This is a genomic window from Polaribacter sp. KT 15 (assembly GCF_900143115.1).
GTDB classification, from domain to species: domain Bacteria; phylum Bacteroidota; class Bacteroidia; order Flavobacteriales; family Flavobacteriaceae; genus Polaribacter; species Polaribacter marinaquae.
The window spans coordinates 2,122,192-2,145,667 of record NZ_LT670850.1 but is presented as its reverse complement, the minus strand read 5'-3'; the positions used below and the strand labels follow the sequence as shown (position 1 = coordinate 2,145,667).

26 protein-coding genes are annotated in these 23,476 nt (G+C 29.9%); 11 read left to right on the top strand and 15 right to left on the bottom strand.

Features of this window, described 5'->3' with window-relative positions; all coding sequences use genetic code 11:
* Window positions 1–2: 2 nt before the first annotated feature.
* The 3 genes from B5464_RS09645 to B5464_RS09635 all read left to right on the top strand — a co-directional run bounded on the left by B5464_RS09645 (window position 3) and on the right by B5464_RS09635 (window position 3,558).
* Window positions 3–1,820: a Xaa-Pro dipeptidyl-peptidase gene (locus tag B5464_RS09645; RefSeq protein WP_079738190.1), complete on the top strand. Its 1,818-nt coding sequence runs from the start codon at window positions 3–5 to the stop codon at window positions 1,818–1,820.
* Window positions 1,821–2,031: 211 nt separating this feature from the next.
* The gene (locus B5464_RS09640) at window positions 2,032–3,093 is read left to right on the top strand and encodes a VOC family protein (RefSeq protein WP_079738189.1); all 1,062 of its coding nucleotides are present in this window, start codon (window positions 2,032–2,034) and stop codon (window positions 3,091–3,093) included.
* A 3-nt stretch (window positions 3,094–3,096) separates the two neighbouring features.
* Window positions 3,097–3,558, top strand: a complete 462-nt coding sequence (locus B5464_RS09635; protein WP_079738188.1) for a DMP19 family protein — start codon at window positions 3,097–3,099, stop codon at window positions 3,556–3,558.
* 3 nt (window positions 3,559–3,561) lie between these two features.
* Here B5464_RS09635 and B5464_RS09630 read toward each other — a convergent pair whose 3' ends face one another.
* Window positions 3,562–3,948 carry a nucleoside triphosphate pyrophosphohydrolase family protein gene (locus tag B5464_RS09630; RefSeq protein WP_077811172.1) on the bottom strand — a complete coding sequence of 129 codons (387 nt, stop codon included), beginning with the start codon at window positions 3,946–3,948 and terminating at the stop codon, window positions 3,562–3,564.
* Window positions 3,949–4,083: 135 nt separating this feature from the next.
* Between B5464_RS09630 and B5464_RS09625 the strand changes: the two genes are divergently transcribed.
* On the top strand, window positions 4,084–4,290 hold the full coding sequence (locus tag B5464_RS09625) for a hypothetical protein (RefSeq protein WP_077811171.1): 207 nt from the start codon (window positions 4,084–4,086) through the stop codon (window positions 4,288–4,290).
* 1 nt (window position 4,291) lies between these two features.
* Here B5464_RS09625 and B5464_RS09620 read toward each other — a convergent pair whose 3' ends face one another.
* The 3 genes from B5464_RS09620 to B5464_RS09610 are packed head-to-tail and all read right to left on the bottom strand — an operon-like array spanning window position 4,292 to window position 6,921.
* Window positions 4,292–5,047: a hypothetical protein gene (locus B5464_RS09620; protein ID WP_079738187.1), complete on the bottom strand. Its 756-nt coding sequence runs from the start codon at window positions 5,045–5,047 to the stop codon at window positions 4,292–4,294.
* On the bottom strand, window positions 5,044–5,604 hold the full coding sequence (locus B5464_RS09615) for a DNA-3-methyladenine glycosylase I (RefSeq protein ID WP_079738186.1): 561 nt from the start codon (window positions 5,602–5,604) through the stop codon (window positions 5,044–5,046). Before B5464_RS09615 ends, B5464_RS09620 begins: the two co-directional genes overlap by 4 nt.
* Window positions 5,605–6,921, bottom strand: a complete 1,317-nt coding sequence (locus tag B5464_RS09610) for a M24 family metallopeptidase (RefSeq protein ID WP_154066959.1) — start codon at window positions 6,919–6,921, stop codon at window positions 5,605–5,607. It lies immediately after the preceding gene.
* Between the two features lie 102 nt (window positions 6,922–7,023).
* Between B5464_RS09610 and B5464_RS09605 the strand changes: the two genes are divergently transcribed.
* Window positions 7,024–7,458, top strand: coding sequence for a DUF6146 family protein (locus B5464_RS09605; protein ID WP_079738184.1), 435 nt, complete (start codon window positions 7,024–7,026; stop codon window positions 7,456–7,458).
* On the opposite strand, the gene B5464_RS09600 is transcribed toward B5464_RS09605, so the two are convergent.
* A complete protein-coding gene (locus B5464_RS09600; RefSeq protein WP_079738183.1) occupies window positions 7,451–7,942 on the bottom strand; it encodes a dihydrofolate reductase in 492 nt (163 codons plus the stop codon). The genes B5464_RS09605 and B5464_RS09600 overlap by 8 nt on opposite strands.
* A gap of 319 nt (window positions 7,943–8,261) precedes the next feature.
* Here B5464_RS09600 and B5464_RS09595 point away from each other — a divergent pair, with 319 nt between their 5' ends.
* Window positions 8,262–8,558: an isoamylase early set domain-containing protein gene (locus B5464_RS09595; RefSeq protein WP_077811164.1), complete on the top strand. Its 297-nt coding sequence runs from the start codon at window positions 8,262–8,264 to the stop codon at window positions 8,556–8,558.
* Window positions 8,559–8,597: 39 nt separating this feature from the next.
* Here B5464_RS09595 and B5464_RS09590 read toward each other — a convergent pair whose 3' ends face one another.
* The 5 genes from B5464_RS09590 to B5464_RS09570 form a co-directional block, all read right to left on the bottom strand.
* On the bottom strand, window positions 8,598–9,422 hold the full coding sequence (locus B5464_RS09590) for a thymidylate synthase (protein ID WP_079738182.1): 825 nt from the start codon (window positions 9,420–9,422) through the stop codon (window positions 8,598–8,600).
* 140 nt (window positions 9,423–9,562) lie between these two features.
* Entirely contained in the window at window positions 9,563–11,320 is a 1,758-nt protein-coding gene (locus tag B5464_RS09585; RefSeq protein ID WP_079738181.1) for a NupC/NupG family nucleoside CNT transporter, read from the bottom strand.
* Window positions 11,321–11,335: 15 nt separating this feature from the next.
* On the bottom strand, window positions 11,336–11,947 hold the full coding sequence (locus B5464_RS09580; protein WP_079738180.1) for a bifunctional nuclease family protein: 612 nt from the start codon (window positions 11,945–11,947) through the stop codon (window positions 11,336–11,338).
* 334 nt (window positions 11,948–12,281) lie between these two features.
* Entirely contained in the window at window positions 12,282–13,238 is a 957-nt protein-coding gene (locus tag B5464_RS09575; RefSeq protein ID WP_079738179.1) for an electron transfer flavoprotein subunit alpha/FixB family protein, read from the bottom strand.
* A 102-nt stretch (window positions 13,239–13,340) separates the two neighbouring features.
* Window positions 13,341–14,087, bottom strand: coding sequence for an electron transfer flavoprotein subunit beta/FixA family protein (locus tag B5464_RS09570; RefSeq protein WP_079738178.1), 747 nt, complete (start codon window positions 14,085–14,087; stop codon window positions 13,341–13,343).
* Window positions 14,088–14,414: 327 nt separating this feature from the next.
* Between B5464_RS09570 and B5464_RS09565 the strand changes: the two genes are divergently transcribed.
* The 3 genes from B5464_RS09565 to B5464_RS09555 all read left to right on the top strand — a co-directional run bounded on the left by B5464_RS09565 (window position 14,415) and on the right by B5464_RS09555 (window position 18,685).
* Entirely contained in the window at window positions 14,415–15,455 is a 1,041-nt protein-coding gene (locus tag B5464_RS09565) for a pyruvate dehydrogenase complex E1 component subunit beta (RefSeq protein WP_302849550.1), read from the top strand.
* A 169-nt stretch (window positions 15,456–15,624) separates the two neighbouring features.
* Entirely contained in the window at window positions 15,625–16,152 is a 528-nt protein-coding gene (locus B5464_RS09560) for an inorganic diphosphatase (protein WP_077811157.1), read from the top strand.
* Window positions 16,153–16,396: 244 nt separating this feature from the next.
* Window positions 16,397–18,685, top strand: coding sequence for a sodium-translocating pyrophosphatase (locus B5464_RS09555; RefSeq protein WP_079738177.1), 2,289 nt, complete (start codon window positions 16,397–16,399; stop codon window positions 18,683–18,685).
* 71 nt (window positions 18,686–18,756) lie between these two features.
* Here the strand turns inward: B5464_RS09555 and B5464_RS09550 are convergent, their stop codons facing one another.
* Window positions 18,757–19,344 (bottom strand): hypothetical protein, encoded by a 588-nt coding sequence (locus tag B5464_RS09550; RefSeq protein WP_079738176.1) that lies wholly within the window; start codon window positions 19,342–19,344, stop codon window positions 18,757–18,759.
* A 192-nt stretch (window positions 19,345–19,536) separates the two neighbouring features.
* On the opposite strand from B5464_RS09550, the gene B5464_RS09545 reads away from it, so the two are divergent.
* The gene (locus B5464_RS09545) at window positions 19,537–20,541 is read left to right on the top strand and encodes an App1 family protein (RefSeq protein ID WP_079738175.1); all 1,005 of its coding nucleotides are present in this window, start codon (window positions 19,537–19,539) and stop codon (window positions 20,539–20,541) included.
* Window positions 20,542–20,593: 52 nt separating this feature from the next.
* Here the strand turns inward: B5464_RS09545 and B5464_RS09540 are convergent, their stop codons facing one another.
* The 3 genes from B5464_RS09540 to B5464_RS09530 all read right to left on the bottom strand — a co-directional run bounded on the left by B5464_RS09540 (window position 20,594) and on the right by B5464_RS09530 (window position 21,998).
* Window positions 20,594–20,755 (bottom strand): DUF1328 domain-containing protein, encoded by a 162-nt coding sequence (locus B5464_RS09540; protein WP_077811153.1) that lies wholly within the window; start codon window positions 20,753–20,755, stop codon window positions 20,594–20,596.
* A 198-nt stretch (window positions 20,756–20,953) separates the two neighbouring features.
* Window positions 20,954–21,403: a PA2169 family four-helix-bundle protein gene (locus B5464_RS09535; RefSeq protein WP_079738174.1), complete on the bottom strand. Its 450-nt coding sequence runs from the start codon at window positions 21,401–21,403 to the stop codon at window positions 20,954–20,956.
* Window positions 21,404–21,557: 154 nt separating this feature from the next.
* The gene (locus B5464_RS09530) at window positions 21,558–21,998 is read right to left on the bottom strand and encodes a hemerythrin domain-containing protein (RefSeq protein WP_079738173.1); all 441 of its coding nucleotides are present in this window, start codon (window positions 21,996–21,998) and stop codon (window positions 21,558–21,560) included.
* 149 nt (window positions 21,999–22,147) lie between these two features.
* Here B5464_RS09530 and B5464_RS09525 point away from each other — a divergent pair, with 149 nt between their 5' ends.
* Entirely contained in the window at window positions 22,148–23,179 is a 1,032-nt protein-coding gene (locus tag B5464_RS09525) for a helix-turn-helix transcriptional regulator (RefSeq protein ID WP_079738172.1), read from the top strand.
* Window positions 23,180–23,272: 93 nt separating this feature from the next.
* Here B5464_RS09525 and B5464_RS09520 read toward each other — a convergent pair whose 3' ends face one another.
* On the bottom strand, window positions 23,273–23,473 hold the full coding sequence (locus B5464_RS09520) for a DUF6327 family protein (RefSeq protein WP_079738171.1): 201 nt from the start codon (window positions 23,471–23,473) through the stop codon (window positions 23,273–23,275).
* Between the last annotated feature and the right edge of the window lie 3 nt (window positions 23,474–23,476).

Here is a 23,476-nt window from a genome sequence, read left to right as displayed (position 1 = left end):
GTATGAAAAAAATACATCAATTTTTAATTGTCTTTCTTATTGCTTTTACCATTAGTGCTCAAGAAAAATCGAAACCTTTTTTTAAAGATGGCGAAGCACAAATTGTTGAAGGTTTTAAAGATTCAAGCAAGTGGATTCGAACAGATTTATGGGTAGAAACCACCTTTGACACCGATGGTGACGGAAAACTAGATAGAATGCATGTAGATGTTACAAGACCTCTACAAACAGAAACAGAAGGTTTAAAATTACCAATTGTTTACGAATCTAGCCCTTATTACGCAGGAACAGCAAGTGACACACCTGGTTTATTTTGGGACGTTAAACATGAAATTGGCGCAAAAGAAAAACAAAGAACAAGAGTAGAAGTTATTCGAAGAGGAAAAAGACCTATAATTTCAAATTCTCAAGTTAGAACTTGGGTTCCTAGAGGCTATATTGTTGTGCATTCATCATCACCAGGAACTGGTTTATCTGATGGGTCACCAACTGTTGGAGGAGACAATGAATCTTTAGCGCCAAAAGCAGTAATAGATTGGTTAAACGGACGAGCAAAAGGTTATACCGAAAGAGAGGGAAATAAAGAAGTTAAGGCATACTGGAGTACCGGAAAAGTTGGTATGACAGGTACTTCTTACAATGGTACAATTCCGTTAGCTGCAGCAACAACAGGTGTTAAAGGCTTAGAAGCAATTATACCTGTTGCACCAAACACTTCTTATTATCATTATTACAGATCTAACGGTTTGGTTAGATCTCCTGGCGGATATTTAGGTGAAGATATTGATGTTTTATACGATTACATTCATAGTGGTAAAGAAGAAAACAGACCACATAATAATAAGGTCATTAGAGATACTGAACTGGCCAACGGAATGGATAGGCAAACAGGAGATTATAATGATTTTTGGGCTGGTAGAGATTATCTAAATGATATGAAACCAATGAAAGCAGCATTATTAATGTCGCATGGTTTTAATGATTGGAACGTAATGCCAGAGCATAGTTACAGAATTTATGCAAAAGCAAAAGAAATGGGACTTCCGTCTCAGATATTCTACCATCAAAACGGTCATGGTGGTCCGCCGCCTATGAAAATGATGAATCGTTGGTTTACGCGTTATTTACACGGTGTTCAAAATAATGTAGAAAAAGATGATAGAGCTTGGATTGTAAGAGAAAATGATAAAAGAACGCAGCCAACTCCATATAGAGATTATCCAAATCCGGCGGCAAAACCGGTAACTCTTTATTTAGAATCTGGTGCTCCAAAAGCTGGAAAACTAGTAACAACTAATTCGTCTAATACAAAAGAAACTTTAGTTGATAATTATTCTTTTTCTGGCGAAAGTTTAGCGCAAGCAGAGAACACAAATCATCGTTTAATTTATGTTTCTAATGTCCTAAAAGAAGATTTACATATTTCTGGTTTATCTTCTATTACAATTAAAGCATCTAGTAGTAAACCTGCAGTAAATTTATCTGTATGGTTAGTTTCTTTACCATGGACCAAAGGTAGAAGAGCCAAAATAACAGACAATATTATTACTCGTGGTTGGGCAGATTTACAAAATCATAAATCCTTAACTAAAAGTGTTCCTTTAAAACCAGGTAAATTTTATGAAATGACTTTTGATTTACAACCAGATGATCAAATTATCAAAAAAGGACAACAAATAGGGTTAATGATTTTTTCTAGTGATAATAATTTTACTTTATTACCAGAACCTGGCACAGAACTAACTGTAGATTTAAATGGTACTTCTATAACATTACCAATTGTTGGCGGAAAAAATGCTTTTGATAAAGCAACAAAATAAAAACAATTCTACACACATACTAAAAGTCTTGATATTAATTTATCAAGACTTTTTTTTGCTTAAAAAAATTAGAAGAAAACTCTTTACTAAAAATTTACGTACTTATAAAAGAGACTTCAGAATAGATTCAGTAATTTAGTAGAGTTTAAAAAAAGGTTTGTTCTGAAAACATTGAAACTCTGTTTTATAAAAATTGCAAGCTAACTATAAAATGAAAGAAAAATTAATTTACGGTATTCAGCAAATTGGTATTGGTGTAAAAAATGCAGACATTGCTTTTAAATGGTACGCAACAAAACTTGGTGCAGATGCTTTAATTTTTGATGATAGTAACGAAGCAACATATATGGCAAAATATATGGGCGGTAAACCAAGAAAAAAAAGAGCTTTACTAGGCTTAAACATGCAAGGTGGTGGCGGTTACGAAATTTGGCAATACACAAATAGAAAACCATCTAAACCAGAAAATGAATTTAAAGTAGGCGATTTAGGCATTCAGTTTCCGTTTGTTAAAACAAATAATATTACGGCAACCTATAACCGCTTAAAAAGTAGCAACGAAAATATTCTTTCTGAAATTAAAAATGATCCAAGCGGCGTAAAATGTTTCTTTTTAAAAGATCCTTTTGATAATATTTTAAAAATAAAAGAGCACACTTCTTTCTATCAAAATAAAAAAATTGATGTTGGTGGTATTTCTGGAGCAGCAATCGGAGTTTCTAATATTGATGTTTCACTAAAACTTTATAAAGACGTTTTGGGTTATGATAAAGTTATTTTCGATAAAACTGATAATTTTGATGATCTTGAAGATTTAAAAAATGGTAGTAAAAGGTTTAGACGCATTTTACTTACACATTCTAAAAAGCGAGTTGGTGGCTTTTCGAAGTTTTTTGGAACTAGTGAAATAGAACTTATTCAGTGTTTAGAAAACGAGCCAACAAAAATATTTAAAAATAGATATTGGGGAGATTTAGGCTATATTCATTTATGTTTTGACGTTAAAAATTTAAAGGTATTAAAAGAAGAATGTAAGCAAAAAGAAGTTCCTTTTCAGGTGATTAGTCAGCCTTCTTTTAATATGGGTGATGCAAATGGGCATTGGGGATATATTGAAGATAATGATGGTACGCTTATCGAATTTATCGAAACAAATAAAGTACCGCTAATTAAAAATTTAGGCATTCATATCAATCTAAAAAACAGAAACCCTAAAAAACCTTTACCCAATTGGATGATTAAAGCTATGGCATTAAAACGTGTGAAATTATAATTTATGACATCAACAGAAATTGCACTTTTATTAAATGATGATTCTGAAAAAATTACAAGAATTGGAGAAATTATTGGTAAAAAAATACCTAAAAAAAATAATTTTGAAAATTTAAACGAATTTGAAAAAACGTTTATTTATATAGATATTTTAGAAGATAATGTTACAAATGGCGGATTTATTCAATTCTTTTTTAGTTCAGCAGGTCAATTTGCACATGAGATTTTTCACGCGTACTTAGCTATAAATGCAGAAAAAACAATAGATATTCTATCTGAAGCAATTATGTTATTTCCGCAAATTCCAGTTCCAAAAGATCAAACAATAAGACAACGCATTTTAATGCAAAAGGAATCTAATATCGATCTTTGGGATGAATTAGATCATCGATTTTATAAATATGAAGACGATATTGTAAAGTTGACTTTAGCTTATGTTGAAAAAAACATATCAAATTTCGATTGAGTTTTATCTATCTAATATTTCTTTAATATTTGGTTTAAAATAATCAGGTCCTTTTAAAACTTTACCATCTTCTCGGTAAATTGGTTTTCCGTCTTCGCCTAACTTACTCATATTACTCCTATGAATTTCGTTAAAAACTTCGGTAATTTTATCTTGCATACCGTGTTCTATGATTGTGCCACACAAAATATATAGCATATCACCTAGAGCATCTGCAACCTCTACCAAATCGTTATTATTGGCAGCCTCTAAATATTCTTCATTTTCTTCTTTCATTAAATTATAACGAAGCAAATTTCTATTTTCTGTAATATTTGCAGTTGGTTCATTTTTTATTCCTGCACCAAATGCTGTATGAAAATCGTGTACAGAATTAATTTTATCTTTCATATATATTTTAATTATTAGAAGTTTATAAATTCGTAATTTTGCAACTTATAATGTTTGTTACATCTTTACAAGGTATCGAAAAATCTTAGATAAGAAAAAATAATAATTATTCAATTTTACAAAAAATTATAACCTATGTTTTTAAGCGCTTATTTTACAACCGGTAGAATTATTTTTATGATTTTCTTTATTCTATCATTTATAGCTTTAATGGTTTATAGCTACAGAAAAGATATTAAAAGTCATGAAAGATATTACAAAAACGCTGGTAAAAAAGTACTAATTTATGGTAGTTTGGTTATCATTATATTTGTAACTATACGATTATTGGCAGGTAGTTAATTTATATCTTTTCTATATTTTTTAATCTTTTCCAAGCTATTTTATTGCGTTGAGTATAGATAAAGAAACAACCAATATCTAATAAAAAATAGAACAAGCTAATACCACTTGGCGGATTATTACTAGGTAAAAAATCAAAAACACCAAAGGCCGTACTTGGCCATTTCCAGCAACCAAATGCTGTACCTCCTATTTCTAAAATCGCCACCAAAATGTACATCGAAAAAAAGAATAACTTTTCTTTTGGACGAGTCCACAGTAGCAAGAAAACTACAATAGTCATTACAAAACCAAACACATCGTTAAAGAAAACTAGATAAACTGTTGCCAATAAAACAATTATTAAAGCAAATAGTTCTTCTACTGCCTCGTGGTATTTTCTAACTATTGGTGCTTTGCTAAACATAAAAATTCGACCATATAATGCTGCATGACCAAATGGTACATATAAAGGCACATTTTCTAATCTATATGTGTACATATTTAAAAGTCTCGAAAAAAGATACTCGCCTCCAAAGCCTAAAATTACCGCATAAATCATTAACTCTTGGGTTCTTTTATTCGCTCTAAAATACATTACTACAAAGCCAATTAACATTAAAATATTAATGGGTAATTGAGAGTTTGTAACGTTTTCTGCAAAATATAAACTATCAAAAAACAGAAAAAACACAAATATTACAAATATGCCTATTCTTCTACTAAATGTATAAAATATAGCTTTTAAGTCTTTAGCAGGTACTTTTAAAATTTTCATTCTGTTGGATATTTAAAACAGTTTGTTGTGTGATCGTTAACCATACCGACAGCTTGCATATAAGCATAAACCACGGTAGAACCAACAAATTTGAATCCGCGTTTTTTTAAATCTTTAGAAATAATATCAGATAATTTAGTAGTTGCTGGCACGTCTTCTCTTTTATGAAATTTATTTAAAATTGGTTTATGATCTACATATGACCAAATAAACTTAGAAAATGAACCAAACTCTTTCTGTACTTCAAGAAACAATTGGGCATTTGTAATTGCACTTCTTATTTTTAATTTGTTTCTGATAATACCAGCATCTTGCAGCAAAGATTCATATTTTTTTTCTGAATATTTAGAAATTTTTTGATAATCAAAATTATCAAATGCTTTTCTAAAGTTTTCTCTTTTATTTAAAATTGTTATCCAACTTAAACCTGCCTGAAAAGTTTCTAAAACTAAAAATTCAAAGAGTGTTTCATCATCAAAAAGTGGTTTTCCCCATTCGTTATCATGATAATCAATATATAATTGACTATCAGTAACCCAAAAACACCTATTTTTCATCTACTTAATTTTAATTGGTATAATTTCTGTTTGCCTAGAATTTACATATTCAAAAATATTATTTCCAAAAAAACCAGCTTCTTCTAACATAATTCTAATGTTTTTATTCCATTCTTTTAAAGCTACAGTAGTATTTAATTCTATGGCATATACTGTATTTTTATGTAAAGGATAATCTCCATTTACTGGCACTCCGTTTTGAGAATCCCACATACCAATTGTTGTACCAGCACTATGCCCATACATACCCAAAGGATGCGTATATATAGAAGGAACCAAACCATCTTTTCTCCCTTGAATTAAAGATTCTTTTAATATTTGATTTCCTGTTTTACCAACTTTCATGTTAGAAGTTAAAATATCTTGTACTCGATTTCCTTTTTTAAAGGCATCTACTAAAAATGTTGGCACAGAATTCTCGTTATCCTTTAAAACATATGCGTGCTGCTGGCAATCTGTATTTAGACCAATATAGGTAATTCCGAAATCGCAATGTAATAAATCGCCTTTTAAGATAATTTTCTTCTCTTTTCCTTTAGAAAAAGACTCTATATGCGATTTTAAAACTTCGTTATTTCTTTGGATATCTATAGTAGGATGAAACCATGTTTCTAAACCTAAATCGGTTACTTTTTGACGAAGATACCACACCAAATCTTCTGTAGTAGTTTTACCTGGAATGATTGTTTTTGATGAAAAAGTTTCTGCAATAATATTGTGTGTAATTTGTACTAGTTCTTTATACAATTTCATTTCTTTGGCAGTTCTTGTTTCAATCCAACCAATGGCAAGTTTTTCTGCAGAAACCACTTTATTAACATACGATTTTGGTAGATTTTCTAATAACTCATCATAATCTGTTTTAACCAAACCATCTGCCAAAGCAAAATATTTAGAAATATTAACTCCTATTTTATTCGGATTTCTATTCTTTATAATTTCTGATAAAGCTTTCCATTGATCTGGCTCTTTTTCTTTATCCCAAGCAGATTTTATATTTTTACCAATATCATATCTTGCAACAGCTAATCTTTCTAACGTATTTTTAGCTTTATCTCTATAAAAAACAATAATAGTTCTTCTTCGCGCATTTAACCAAGTAGCGGGTAACATGGTTTTTAAAACAGGATCTTCGTTGTATTCTCTAGAAATTAACAGCCACATATCTATGTCTGCAGCATCCATTAATTGTGGCAATAAATTAGTAAATCGATCTTCTAATAAATTATCTTTTAATATTGCTCTTTCTCTTTCTGATAAAATCTGAGCTTGAGAAAATTGAAAAGTAAAGACAAAAAGTAGAATTAAATATTTCATAATTAAAGGTTGGTTAATGGATAAAATTAATGTTAAATCAATTAAAAATCAATCTATTTTAGATTATTTTTTGCAACTTTACTAACATTAAAATCTCTGATTATGAAAATCTTAAAATATATTTCTTTTCTAATTTTATCTTGTATTGTACTTTTTTCTTGTGCATCTACATTAAGCAACTCAAATAATAACACTAAAGAAGAACCTGTTGTAATTGCAAATGATAGTTTAGAATACGAAATAATTATTATAGATCCGGGTTTTTCATCTTACCTTGCTAGTGTTGCAAAACCAGAAGGGTTTTATGACCAAAATTATCTAGAAGCTAGAAATAAAGTTTGGGTACTTACTTGGAATCAGCGCGCTCAGAACCCAACAAGTTATAATCAAGGAATTTATGAAAACATTATAGATTACAATTCAAATACAGATTATGGCTATGAAGTTAACTACAAACTTTTTAATTATTTTTTATTTGCTCAAAGAAAATATAAAATGAGTTTGGGAGGCGGTTTTAGAACCGGAAGAATTAATTAGCTTTTGTATAAGAAACAAAACTGTAATCTAATTTATTTTTTTCATCCGCTGTAAAATCTTCTCTAGAATCTTCTTTCCAAATTTTTGGATCTATTTCTGGAAAAAACACATCAGCTTCAAAAGATTTATGAACCAATGTAATATCTAATCGATCTGCTAAATTTTTAGCAATTGTTTCTTTGTAAATTTGTGCACCACCAATTATAAAAATCTTTTCTTCTTCTTTCGCCATCTCAATAGCTTCTTCTAAACTATTAGCAATTAAGCAACCATCTTTAAAGTAATTTTTATTTCTTGTAATAATAATTGTGGTTCTATTTGGCAAAGGCTTACCAATAGATTCAAAAGTATTTCTACCCATTAATATATAATGACCTGTTGTAACTTTTTTAAATCTTTTTAAATCTGCAGGTAAATGCCAAATTAAATCGTTGTCTTTACCTAAAGCGTAATTTTTTGCAATAGCAGCTATAACTGTAATCATATTAATTGAATAGATTTTATTTTTACAAAAATAAGAGAAACTTTACTTAGTTACACTTTTTTATGCCTTTTTACAATTATACAAGAAAAAATTTAAATCGATTTCGTTAAAAACTACTGATTTTCAAGTGATAAAAAGATTAAAAACTATTGTATAAATACTAAATTATAAGAATCATTTTATAGATTTTACAATATAATTATATCAGAATTACAAAAGTGATAATTCTTTATTAAAACACTAATTTTAGGCTTGTTATGTTCTAATACTTGTATACTTTTACTTAAAAATTTGAGACAATTTTTAAATACAAAAGACTATGGCAATTAAAAAACAATTTTTAAAAAGCAAACCTGTTTGCAAAGTAACTTTCTCTATTTCACCAGAAGAAGCTAGTAATGTAGCTGTAGTAGGAAGTTTTAACGAATGGAATGCTGCTTCTACTCCTTTAAAGAAATTAAAGAACGGTACTTTTAAAACAACTGTAGACTTAGAAGCTAATAATTCTTACGAATTTAGATATGTAATAGACGGCGTTTACACTAATGATGCAGAAGCAGATAGTTTCTCTTGGAACGATTATGCAGGTGCAGAAAACAGCGTATTAACTGTATAAAATAAAAAAGACTCTCAATTAATTGAGAGTCTTTTTTATTTAAATGGCAACTTTTCCTTTTATATGAGGATGCGGATTGTAGTCTGACAATTCGAAATCTTCGAATGTAAAATCTTCAATATTTTTTATATTCGAATTCATCTTCATTTTTGGTAGAGGCCTTATATCTCTAGACAATTGCAATTCTAATTGTTCTTTATGATTATTATAAATATGAGCATCACCAAATGTGTGAATAAATTCTCCTGCCTCATAACCACAAACTTGTGCAACCATCATTGTAAATAAAGCATAAGAAGCAATATTAAAAGGTACACCTAAAAATATATCTGCACTTCTTTGGTATAATTGACATGATAATTTTCCGTCTGCTACGTAAAACTGAAAAAATGCATGACAAGGAGGTAAAGCTGCTTTTCCGTTCGCTACATTTTTAGAAAATGAAACTGACGTATCTGGCATTACTGAAGGATTCCAAGCAGAAACCATCATTCTTCTAGAATTTGGATTTTCTTTTAAAGTTGCAATTACATCTTTTAATTGATCAATTTCATCACTATTCCAATTACTCCATTGATGCCCATAAACAGGACCTAAATCTCCGTTTTCATCTGCCCACTCATTCCAGATTCTTACTCCATTTTCTTGCAAATATTTAATATTTGTATCTCCTTTTATAAACCATAAAAGTTCATAAATTATAGATTTTAAGTGTAATTTCTTTGTGGTAACCATCGGAAAACCTTCACTTAAGTCAAATCTCATTTGATAACCAAAAACACTTTTTGTTCCTGTACCAGTTCTATCGCCTTTTTCGTTTCCGTTTTCTAAAACGTGCTTTACTAAATCGTGATATTGTTTCATTTTATGATGTAAAGTGTTAATTAGATTTATTTTTCTAAAATAAATAAGTGTAAAAATAAAAAAAGCTTCAAATGGTTTTATGAAGCTTTTTAAATAATATTTTAAAGTTATTAACTATTTAATAAATAGTTTTTTTCGCCTTAACCAATAATCATACCTGCAATAGTTGCAGACATTAAAGAGGCTATTGTACCACCAATTAATGCTTTCATTCCGAATTCTGACAATACTTTTCTTTGACCAGGAGCCAAAGAACCAATACCACCAATTTGAATACCGATTGAAGCAAAATTTGCAAAACCACATAACATATAAGTCGCCATAATTATCGATTTATTATATGCTAAATGTGTTGCATTTGCAACATTTTTTAATTCAGCTAACTGTATGTAACCAACAAATTCACTTGCTGCTAATTTAATACCTAATAATTGCCCCATAAGTGTCATATCTTCTGTTGGCACACCTATTAACCACATTAAAGGTGCAAAAACATATCCTAAAATAAACTCTAAAGACAACTGATCATATGCTGTATTATTTGCTATAATTTCATTTAAAGAAGTTAAATCTCCTATTAAACCTAAACCACCGTTTATCATTGCAATTACAGCTACAAAAACCAATAACATTGCACCAACATTTACAGCCAATCGCAAACCTTCTGTTGTTCCGTTTGCAATTGCATCTAAAATATTAGAACCTATTTTTTCTTGCGAAACCGTAACATCTGTATTTACTTCTTCTGTTTGCGGATATAGAATTTTAGAAATTACAATTGCACCAGGTGCAGCCATAACAGACGCTGCTAATAAATGCTTTGCAAAAACCAATTCTAATTCTTTGTCTCCTCCACCCAAAAAGCCTATATAAGCAGCCAATACTGCTCCGGCAACTGTTGCCATTCCACCAATCATTACTAAAAGCATTTCAGATTTATTCATCTTTTCTAAATATGCTTTAATTAGTAATGGTGCTTCTGTTTGTCCTAAGAAAATATTACCTGCAACAGATAAACTTTCCATACCAGAAATACCTAAAAACTTAGACAATACAATTGCTAAGATTTTAACCATCCATTGTATAATTCCTAAATAAAATAAAAGGGAAGTTAATGCAGAGAAAAATATAATTGTAGGTAAAACTTGAAAAGCAAAAATGTATCCAAACGTGTCCATATCTGCAATTAAACCATCAAATAAAAACTTACTTCCGGCTTTTGTATATTCTAAGATTTCAATAAAAAGCTTACCAACCAATTCAAATGCTTTCTGAATAAAAGAAACTTTTAAAACGCCAATTGCAATAATTAACTGTAACGCTAAACCAATTCCTACTTTTTTCCAATCGATAGCTTTCTTTTTAGAACTAAATAAAAAAGCGATTACAATTAAAGAAAACATACCTAATGCACCACGCCAAAAACTAGTAAAAGTAAAGCTACCACTTTCTATAATACCTTCATTTTCTATAACTGATTTTGTTTCTTCTACTTCTTCTACCTTTTTAATTGGTGTTACGTTATCTGTTTCTGCTAATACTATTTTAGTATATTCTGGCGATGCTAATGTATATGTTACATCTCCTTCAGATAAAACCAAGCTTGCATTATCAAAAGATACAATATTAAAATATCTTAATTCTTCTTTTGGTGTTGTAGCATTAAAAATTATAAGATTATTTTGTCTTAAGTAAGTTCCTGTAGAAGCTGGTTTATTTGCGTATGCAGGAAGCTGAAATTTACCCTCGGATAAAGAAAAAACTTTTGTTTCTTCTGATTGAAGTAAAGATGTTCCGTCTGATTTTTTTACAGAATTAAAGGTCCAATTTTGTTCTAAATCTTGCCCAAAAATTGAAATTGAAATAAAACAAAAGGCAATTAAAAATATATTTTTCATAAGGTAAGTTTCGTGTTAAGACCGTTTACTAATTTCGTCTCTAATTTTTGCTGCCAATTCATAATTTTCATTAGCAACTGCTTTGTCTAACTCTTGATTTAGCTCTGTTATAGATTTTTCTGCATAAGAATCTGATTTATCAACTTCTAAAATTGTATCAATTTCTGATGTAATTTCATCTTCAGCATCATCTGTTAAACCTAATTCTTCTTCAATTTTTAAATAAACACCTGCTTTGTCTAAAATGTTTTCGTAGGTATAAATTGGTGCTTGAAAACGTACTGCAATTGCAATTGCATCTGATGTTCTTGCATCTATAACTTCTTGTTCTCCGTCTTTTTCGCAAATTAAACTAGAAAAGAAAACACCGTCTACTAATTTATGAATAATTACCTCTTTTATTTCTATTTGAAATCTATCTGAAAAGGTTTTAAACAAATCGTGTGTTAATGGTCTTGGTGGTCTTATTTCTTTTTCTAAAGCTATGGCTATAGATTGTGCTTCAAAGGCTCCAATAATTATTGGTAAAGTTCTACTTCCTTCCATTTCACTTAAAACTAATGCGTATGCACCAGTTTGTGTTTGGCTGTAAGAAATTCCTTTTATGGTTAGTTTTATTAAACTCATATATCTTTCTGCGGGAAATAAAATTAGCTTTTTTTAAAATTATTTTAGGCTAATTTTTAAGGGCACAATTTACTAAAAAATTAGATAGTGAAAACAGTTATTTTTTATACTTTACTTTTTTAGTTATAATAAAGCCTGCGTGAAGGATAGAGCTATTGTTTGAGCTCTTTTGTTTTGTGAAATAAAATGAAACAAAATAAAAAGCGAGTAGCGAAAGCCTGACGAAATTATGATTTTAGAAATTGTTTAACTTAAAAAAACCTATCAAAACAATAAATTCTGATAGGTTTTTGAAATGCTATTACTTCATAATTTGGGCACGCCCAAACTATTTTTAAGCAGCTTTAAACGCTTTTAATTTTTCTATTAATTTAGGTACAACTTCAAAAGCATCTCCTACAACTCCGTAATCTGCTGCCTTAAAAAATGGTGCTTCTGGATCTGTGTTGATAACTACTTTTACTTTAGATGCATTAATACCTGCCAAATGCTGTATTGCACCAGAAATACCAATTGCAATGTATAAATTAGAAGCAACTGGTTTACCTGTTTGCCCAACATGCTCTCCGTGAGGTCTCCAACCTAAATCTGAAACTGGTTTAGAACAAGCTGTTGCAGCGCCTAAAACTTCTGCTAACTCTTCTACCATTCCCCAATTTTCTGGTCCTTTTAAACCTCTTCCTGCAGAAACTACAGTATCTGCATCTGCAATTGTTACTTTACCGGTTACTCTTTCTATATTTTCTGATGTTACGCCTGATGCAGCAACTTCTGCATCAAAAGCCTCTACAGTTCCTTCTACTGCATTCTCATGTATACCAAAAGAATTTTTTGCTAAACCAATAACTTTTTTGTCTGTAGAAATTACAGTATTAGAAAATGCTTTGTTAGAAAATGCTTTTCTTTTTACTGTAAAAGGACTTGTACTAGATGGTGCAGCAACAACATTAGATGCATAACCTGCTTCTAAAGAAACGGCTACTAAAGGTGCTAAATACAAACCATCTATACTAGAATCTACAACTACAACAGATGCACTTTCTTTTGCTGCTGCTTGTTGTACTACTGCTGCATATTGTTTTGCATTGAATGTTGCTAAACTATCGTTAGAAACCGCTAAAACTTTTTCTGCACCATATTTATGTAATTCTGAAGAATCAGCAGCGTTTATTGTTAAAACAACAACATTTTCACCTAACTGTTCTGCAACTTTTTTTCCGTAAGAAACTACTTCAAAAGCAGTTTTCTTAAATTTTCCGTCTGTTGAATCGGCAAATACTAAAACTGACATATTTTTTATTTTTATATTTTCTAAAGCATTAAATCGCTTAGAGAAAATGAATTTTTAATTATTTTTTTGATAAAATTTAGAATGTAAAACTTTTACCGAAACTTAAATAACTTTAGCCTCGTTGTGTAATAAGTTAATTAACTCATCTAAATTATCTGCATCTACTAATTTAACAGCTCCTTTTGGTGCTGGTTTTTCGTAAGTTTGAATATTTGTTGATGCATTTGCGCCAGTAGCTTCTACTACTTGTAATGGTTTTTTACGTGCCATCATAATTCCTCTCATGTTAGGAATACGCAAGTCTTTTTCTTCTACAATACCTTTTTGTCCACCAACTACTAATGGTAAAGTTATTGCTAAAGATTCTGTACCACCATCAATTTCTCTTTTTGCATTTACGCTTGTACCGTCTACTTCCATCTCTACACAACCGTTAACAAAGTTAAAATCTATTAATGATGCTAACATTCCTGGTACCATTTGACCATTATAATCTGCAGATTCTTTACCTGCTAAAACTAAATCGAAACCTCCGTTTTTTACAACTTCTGCTAATTCTTTAGCTACTAAAAACCCATCTGTTGGTTCTGCATTTATTCTAATAGCGTCATCTGCACCAATTGCCAAAGCTTTTCTTAACGTTGGTTCTGTTTCTGCACCACCAACATTAACAACCGTTACTGTAGCACCTTGCTTTTCTTTAAACCACATTGCTCTTGTTAAACAAAATTCGTCATAAGGATTAATTACAAACTGCACACCGTTTTTATCAAACTCAGCATCATTATTTGTAAAATTAATTTTTGAAGTGGTATCAGGTACATGACTAATACAAACTAATATTTTCATAAATTATAATTTTATATTCTTTTCTTGTTGACGAAATTACGGCTTTTTTTTAAAAAATACTATGCGTGCATAGTATTTTTTTTATTTATTTATCAATTTACGATAAATAAAGGTCTGAATTTTTAAACTTTTCTAAAAAATACAGCAGAATAAATAGAGTATCATAGATAATTTTAAATTGATGAATAATATATTAAAAATCATAATCTATGCCTGTGTCGATTAAATTTAAAACCAAAAAACTACTGATTACATACTTTTTAATATTAACAAAATCAATAAACATGTTCAAAATATAAAATTCTTCTATTTTTGATATAAAAGTACATTTTATTTACTCATAAATTCCTTACTTTTGCTTATCAAAAAACAAACAATAATTTAGATTCAATGAAGACAGTTCAATTTAGAGAGGCAATTTGTGAAGCCATGAGCGAAGAAATGCGCAGAGATGAAAGCATTTACTTAATGGGTGAAGAAGTTGCAGAATATAATGGAGCTTATAAAGCTAGTAAAGGAATGTTAGACGAGTTTGGTGCAAAAAGAGTTATAGATACTCCTATTGCAGAACTTGGTTTTGCAGGTATTGCAATTGGTTCTGCTATGAATGGCAACAGACCTATTGTAGAATACATGACTTTTAACTTCTCTTTAGTTGGTATTGATCAAATTATTAACAACGCAGCAAAAATTAGACAAATGTCTGGTGGGCAGTTCAATTGTCCTATTGTTTTTAGAGGACCAACTGCATCTGCAGGTCAATTAGGAGCAACACACTCTCAAGCATTTGAAAACTGGTTTGCAAACACACCTGGTTTAAAAGTTATTGTACCATCTAACCCATACGACGCTAAAGGATTATTAAAAGCAGCTATTAGAGATGATGATCCGGTAATTTTTATGGAATCTGAACAAATGTATGGTGATAAGATGGAAATTCCGGAAGGAGAATACATTATACCAATTGGTGTTGCAGACATTAAAAGAGAAGGTACAGATGTAACAATTGTTTCTTTTGGTAAAATTATTAAAGAAGCTTACAAAGCTGCAGACGAATTAGCAAAAGACAATATTTCTGTTGAAATTATAGATTTAAGAACTGTTCGTCCTATGGATCACGCAGCTATTTTAACTTCTGTAAAGAAAACAAATAGATTAGTAGTGTTAGAAGAAGCGTGGCCATTTGCAAGTGTAGCGTCAGAAATTACATATAGAATTCAAAACGAAGCATTCGATTATTTAGATGCTCCAATCAAAAGAATAACTACTGCAGATGCACCAGCACCTTACTCTCCGGTTTTATTCGAAAAATGGATTCCGAATGCACAAGATGTTATAAAAGCAGTAAAAGAAGTAATGTATATTTAATACATAATTTTACATAAATTTTAAAAATCCTTTTTTCTTAGTTTGAAAAAAGGATTTTTAAATTCTAGATAAGTTCGAAAACCATTGCGCAAATACACTATAAAATATATTGAAAAACTTATAAGATTTACTACTTTTGCAATAAGTTTAAAAGATAAATAAGAAATTTATGAGTTCAGAAGATAAGAAGACTTTTGATGTTTTAATAGAGATACCTAAAGGAAGTAGAAATAAATATGAGTATGATTTTGATTTAAATAAGATTCGTTTTGATAGAATGTTATTTTCTTCTATGATGTACCCTGCAGATTATGGTTTTGTGCCAGAAACTTTAGCTTTAGATGATGATCCGTTAGATGTATTAGTATTAGGTCACGAGCCAACTTTTCCTATGTGTGTTATTGAAGTAAAACCAATTGGTGTATTTCATATGACTGACGAAAAAGGACCAGATGAAAAAATTATTTGTGTGCCAATTTCAGATCCTATCTGGAACAATAAAAGTGATATTTCTGACTTAAATCCTCATAGATTAAAAGAAATAGAACATTTCTTTAAAGTTTATAAAGATTTAGAAAAGAAAAAAGTAGATGTTGGTGGATGGGGAGATGCTAAAGAAGCTTACCAAATATTTTCTGAATCTGTAAAAAGATATCAAGAAAGCGACTACAAAAAAGTAGATCAATTTAAAATCTAAATACATTTTATAAGTATTTTAAAAACTCTTTAAATAATTTTAAAGAGTTTTTTTTGCTTCAAACTTTACTCCAAGTCATATTTTTATCATATTACCATAAATCAATTATTCAGAATAACTACCAAAAAAATTACATAATCCTTTATTTTAAGCTTATTTTATGTGAAATTTATTTTTTTATAGACTTTAAATTGAATTTATTACATTTACAATCATTTTTTAACTAATCAAATAAATTTAATATATGGAATCACTAATGATTTGGATGCCGATTGCAATGGCAGTATTAGGTTTAATCTACATGTGGATTAAACAAACTTGGGTAATGAAACAAGATGCAGGAGACGGTAAAATGAAAGAAATTTCTGATTACATTTACGAAGGTGCGCTTGCTTTTCTAAGCGCAGAATATAAGCTATTAGCAATTTTTGTAGTTATTGTTAGTATTGCACTAGCAGCGGTTTCTTTTATTGTACCAACCACTCACATCTTAATTGTTGTTGCTTTTATATTTGGTGCTGTTTTTTCTGCTTTTGCAGGAAATATCGGTATGAAAATAGCTACAAAAACAAATGTTAGAACTACACAAGCAGCTAGAACAAGTTTACCAAATGCATTAAAAATTTCTTTTGGCGGGGGTACTGTTATGGGACTTGGTGTTGCAGGTTTGGCTGTATTAGGCTTAACAGCTTTCTTTATTGTTTTTTACCAAAAATTTATGGGTGGAGTCTGGACTTCTACCACCGATATGACAATTGTTTTAGAAACTTTAGCTGGTTTTTCTTTAGGTGCAGAATCGATTGCTCTTTTTGCTAGAGTTGGTGGCGGAATCTACACAAAAGCTGCAGATGTTGGTGCAGATTTAGTAGGTAAAGTAGAAGCAGGAATACCCGAAGATGATCCTAGAAACCCAGCAACTATTGCAGATAATGTTGGTGATAATGTTGGTGATGTTGCAGGTATGGGAGCCGATTTATTTGGTTCTTACGTTGCTACCGTATTGGCAGCAATGGTTTTAGGAAATTATGTTATTAAAGATATGGGCGGAAGCATAAGCGATGCTTTTGGAGGAATTGGCCCTATTTTATTACCAATGGCAATTGCAGGTGCTGGAATTATAATTTCTATTATCGGTACAATGTTGGTGAAAATTAGTGATAACAACGCTAAAGAATCTCAAGTTATGGGAGCTTTAAATAAGGGAAACTGGACTTCTATTATTTTAGTTGGTCTTTCTTGTTTTGGTTTAGTTACTTGGATGCTACCAGAAACTATGACTATGGAGTTTTTTGGTGAAGGTCTTCAAGAAATTTCTTCTATGAGAGTGTTTTACGCAACTTTAGTAGGTTTAATTGTAGGTGCAGTAATCTCATCAGTAACCGAATATTATACCGGTTTAGGAAAATCTCCTATTCTTAAAATTGTACAACAATCTTCTACAGGTGCAGGTACAAATATTATTGCTGGTTTAGCCACAGGTATGATTTCAACTTTTCCTTCAGTACTATTATTTGCTGGTGCAATTTGGGCTTCTTATGCTTTTGCTGGTTTTTATGGAGTTGCATTAGCTGCTTCTGCAATGATGGCAACTACAGCTATGCAATTAGCTATTGATGCATTTGGACCAATTTCTGATAATGCTGGTGGTATTGCAGAAATGAGCGAGCAAGAACCAATTGTAAGAGAGCGTACAGATATTTTAGATTCTGTAGGTAATACTACAGCTGCAACAGGAAAAGGTTTTGCGATTGCTTCTGCTGCTTTAACTTCTTTAGCTCTTTTTGCTGCGTATGTAACATTTACAGGAATAGACGGAATTAACATTTTCAAAGCTCCGGTTTTAGCAATGTTATTTGTTGGCGGTATGGTACCAGTTGTTTTTTCTGCTTTGGCAATGAATGCCGTAGGTAAAGCTGCCATGGAAATGGTACAAGAGGTTCGTAGACAATTTAGAGATATTGCAGGTATTATGGAAGGTACAGGAAAACCAGAATATGATAAATGTGTAGCAATATCTACACAAGCATCTTTAAAAGAAATGATGTTACCAGGTTTATTAACTATTGGTTTCCCTTTAGTAATAGCATTTCTTCCTTTGGCTTTTGGTATGGATAAATTAGCTATCGCAGAAATGCTAGGTGGTTATATGGCAGGTGTAACAGTTTCTGGAGTTTTATGGGCAATTTTTCAAAATAATGCTGGTGGAGCTTGGGATAATGCAAAAAAATCTTTTGAAGCTGGTGTAGAAATTGATGGAGAAATGACGTATAAAGGTTCTGATGCTCACAAAGCAGCTGTTACCGGTGATACTGTAGGAGATCCTTTTAAAGATACTTCTGGTCCGTCAATGAATATTTTAATTAAATTAACTTGTTTAATCGGCTTGGTTATAGCTCCTATTTTAGGTGGACATACCGAAAATAAAGTTCAAGGTAAAGAGGTTAAAAAAGAAATAATAATAAAGCAAAAAGACAATAAACTTGCAAAAATTTCTAAAACTGAAACGGTAAACAAAAGTTATAACTTAAAATAAAATACTATAAAAATAAGAATATAAAAAAAGCTGCATTAACTGCAGCTTTTTTTTATCAATAATAGGATAAATTATTTCTTATAAATTACTTTGTAATCATCACCAATTTTTTGGTTTAAATCTTCTATTGTTTTAAAATACTTATATCTTGTATTAAAAATTCTATCTGGTTTTTCACCAACAATATAATATTTTACATTTAAATCTGGCGCGTTTAATGTAATCTGATCTGAGATTCTCATCTTTTTATCATTTATAGATTGATCCATTTCTTCTAACATAGAAATAACAACTAAATTATTGTTCATGGCTCTAATCTCTTTAATGTCAATCTTGTGCTCTTTATCTGTAACTTCAACTTCTACCATTAAAGTTTGCTCTTCCTTTTCTAACGTATCATCATCATTTGGCATATCTACGTCTACATAAGGCACTTCTACCTCTGTTTCTTCCATTACCACCACTACTTTAGGCACTTTTACAGTTTTAGTTGTTGTACCTACGTTTACATCTGCCCAATCCACATCAAAAGATGGTAATTGTCCTGCTTCTGTATCTACATCAATATCTACATCTGGTAATTTAGTTTTTTTCGTTTGATCTACATCACAGCTATACAATACAGTTGCTGCCATTATTGTCATAATAATTTTTTTCATAATATTTAAAATTTTGGTTAAACTTAATATGCTCTTTATAAAAGCACACGCCAAAACTAAAGGTATTTAACAGTTCTTATTAGCTCAAAAAAAAATCTTCTTAACTCAAATAATAGTAAGAAAATTCATTACTTCCTCTATACAATTAGTATTTTTGTTTGAACCTAATTAATTTATAAATCCTAATAATACATGTCACTTTTCAGTAAAGATCCTTTACAAATAATTGTTTTTAATAGTTATGGTAGCGATACACATTTTTATGTTAGAGGTAGAGCTTTACAAGATGAAAATATCAACCTAGAAAAAAACAATATTTTTAGTTTGTTTGTAAATACCTGGAAACGCTTTGAAAGTGATGAGGTTCGAAATACAGCCTTAACAATTCAATTACCAAATAACCATAAAATTGAAACTAAAACAGATAATAAAGGTTATTTTGAAGTTTCTGAGACCTTAAATAATTTAACTAGTTTAACTGATACCGAAGGGTGGTTAAACTTTGAAATTTCGTTTACCGATACTAATATCAACAGAAAAATTACCAAAAACAATAGATTTTCAGGTAAAATGTTGATACCTAAATTAACAGTAGACTTCGGAATTATAAGCGATATAGACGACACCATTTTACATACAGGCGTTATTTCTAGAATGAAATGGCGCGTACTTATAAATACATTTTTTGTTTCTCCTTTAAAAAGGAAAGCGCTTGTTGGTGCTGCAGAATTTTACAACTTGTTACATCTTGGTAAATCTGGCAAAAACTCAAACCCTTTGTTTTATGTTAGTCATAGTCCTTGGAATTTATATCGATATTTAGACTTTTTTCTTGAAAAAAATAATTTTACGGAAGGAGCTGTTTTACTAAGAACTGCGGGTAGTATTTTTAAGAAAAAAACTATTGAAGAAAAACCACAAAAACAAAACGAAATTAGAAATATTCTTAACACTTATAACGATTTAAAATTTATCTTAATAGGAGATGCGGGCGAACATGATGCTGATATTTATATGGAAATCACTAAAAATTATCCCAATAAAATAAAAGCTATCTATTTAAGAAGTGTGTTACACAGTAAAAAAATGGAACGCATTAAGTTATTGATAGAGAATTATAATGACACAGAATTTTTTATTGTTGATTCTTCTAAAGAAGCTATAGAACACGCAAAAAAACATCATTTTATTGCATAAAAAAACTGTTTAAATTTAATTAAACAGTTTATTTATATATAAAGTTTTAGTTTTATCTTTTTACTCCGCCTCTAATTAAAGAAAGCACAAATAATACTAAAAATACAAAAAATAATATTTTAGCAATTCCTGCAGAAGCTCCTGCAATTCCTCCAAATCCTAATACAGCAGCAATTAATGCAATTACTACAAATGTGATTGTCCAACGTAACATAATTTTAAAGTTTTAATGGTTAATATATAAATAGATATTCCTATTTCTTACACTACAAATTTAACTGGTTTATAGTGCTTTACTTAACTCTAATAGATTGATTATTAACTCTAATAGAACACAAAAAGCAACTCTAACAAAAAAAAAAAAAAAGATGCTTAGCAGCATCTTTTTAGAGTTCTAACTAAAGTTTAAATCTTATGATATTTCTTCCAAAGATTTAATATTATAAAGACCAGTTTCTATAGTAGCTTTTTGCGATTCTAACACATCTTTAGTACTACTTGGTAAACTTGTTTCTTTTAAAACATCATTATATTCTTCAATAGAAGCTTTCTCTCCTCGTATTGCTTCTTCTAACATCGACTCTTCGTCATCTAAGGAAAATAAAGATTTGACATCCATCCAAGCTCTGTGAGCTGTTCCTGTTAAACTACCACCTTTATCTACATCTTGGTTAAAAGATTTGATTTCTTTTTTTAATTCGTGCCCAAAATTATATCTCTCTTCTGCCTTTCTATTAAAGTATATTTTAAGAGAATTGTTCTCTATATTTTCTGCAGCTTTTTTAAATCCTTTTTCTGCATCGTATGTTTTCTCTAAAAGAGCATTTAATTTCTGTCCAACTTCTTGTGTGTAAGTATTCATTTTTCTATTTTTTTTAATGAACGCTCGTTTCGTTTTAAGATGCCAAACGCTTTACATCTATTTGATATTTCAAAATTAGCTCTTATCTAAAAGAACTATTAGTGCAAATACTTTTATAATTAACTCTATAAATTTTTAGAGTTTTTTTTGATATTTATACAGCTATGTTCTCTTTCATGTACTTTCTATAGCTAGTTGCCAAAGTAGTTTTTTCTTTTTCTGAAAAAACTTTACCTGATAATTGAAAAAACTGATGTTCTTCATCTTCTAGATGATGCTCCACTTTTTCTTTTAAATCTTTTGCTGTTTTTAACCATGCAGAAGAATTGTAGTCGGTTTCTTCTAATTTTTCTATCAACTCATCTATTTCATGATGTTCTGCAATACCGTGTCTTGCTTTTTCCTGCATCATATCATTAGTAATTAAAGGCTTGTAAAAATGACGTTCTTCTGCATTTGCATGCACTTCTAACTCTTCTTTTAACTCTTTAAATAATTGATCTCTTAAGTTTGTGTCTCCAGAAGTATCAACTAATTTGTCTAAAAGTTCTCTTTGCTTGTCGTGGTCTATTCTTATTTCCTCGTAAATATTCATGATATAATTTTTTTGTTTGTTCAAATTTACAGCCGAAATCGAAAATTTTTTAGCTCTTTTCCTAAAAGTATTAATCGATATGATTTTTCTAAATAATTTTAAGTTATCTTTATAAGTAAAACATTTACAGTAACTTCAAGTATTTAATTATGATAACAATTGATATAATTGCCAACAGTCAGAAAGATTTACTTGAACAAATACAGCAAAAAATTGGCGGTTCTATTATAAATAATTGGAACGAAAGTATTCTAACCATAGACAATGAAAATGCTAAAGGCACTTTACGTTTTGTACCTTTTGATTGGGGCGTGAATCTACTAGATTTTGACATTACACTTCGAAAAGAGTTTGTTTTTAAAATCTTAGCGCAACAAGAGTTTAATCCTATCCGGTTTTTATATCCTTCTGTTGGTTCTTTTAAACATCGATTTGGTGTAGACAATACAGAAAAAAAGGTAGAACAATTTCAATCTTTAATTTTCACGAATAAAACAGGCGGTTATAATTACCTACATTTCATCAAAAATGAACACTTAAATCTAAATTTAATAGAAATTGTAAGAAAACAATTTTTACAAAAAAGAACCTCTAACGTTTCTAGCCTAAACAAAAAATTATATGAAGTTTTTGTTGATACAGATCATGAAAATCGTTTTTCTAATTATGGTACGCTTAATTTAAAAATGGCCGATTTAATTAAGAAACTCAAAAAAGTAAAAGGCAAAGGAATGCTTAGAATTCTAAAAATTGAAGCTGTTGTTTACGAAATATTATCTTTACACATTCAACAACATAATAGACTTTTAGCTGGTGTGCCACTACCAACTTCTTTAGATAAAAGTGAATTAAAAATTATTAGAAAGTTAAGTGCACTTATTTTAAAAAGACCAGAAAAAGATTATTCTTTAGAAGATTTATCTTTAAAATCTGGTTTAACGCAATCGAAATTACAAGATGGTTTTAAATTTTTATACAATAGAACAGTTACAGAATATATAAGACATGTTCGATTAGAATCTGCTAGAGATTTAATTAGAACTACAGATTTAAATATTTCTCAAATAGTATATTCAATCGGTTTTAGTAGCAGAAGTTATTTTTCTAAAATATTTAGAGAAAAATATGATATCACTCCTAATCAGTTTAAGAAAAAATTAACCGCAGTATTAGAGCAATAAAAAAACCTCAGCGCATTCACGCTGAGGTTCATCAATCAACCAACCACTTATTCGAATATTATAAAAAAAATCGAATAACTTTGCTGTTATATTTTATTTAAAAATCTTTTTTATAAACACTAAAGCACTGTATTTACTTAAAAACTTTAGAGAACTACTTAAGATATTTAATGGCTTTAAGCTTTCTTCAAAATCATGTTTCACGACTTTTAGTTCTTCTAATGCGATGTCTCTTTCTAAAGCTAATTGCTTTAAATCTCTGTCAATTTCCTCGAAACTAGTATAGTTTTTCATAAC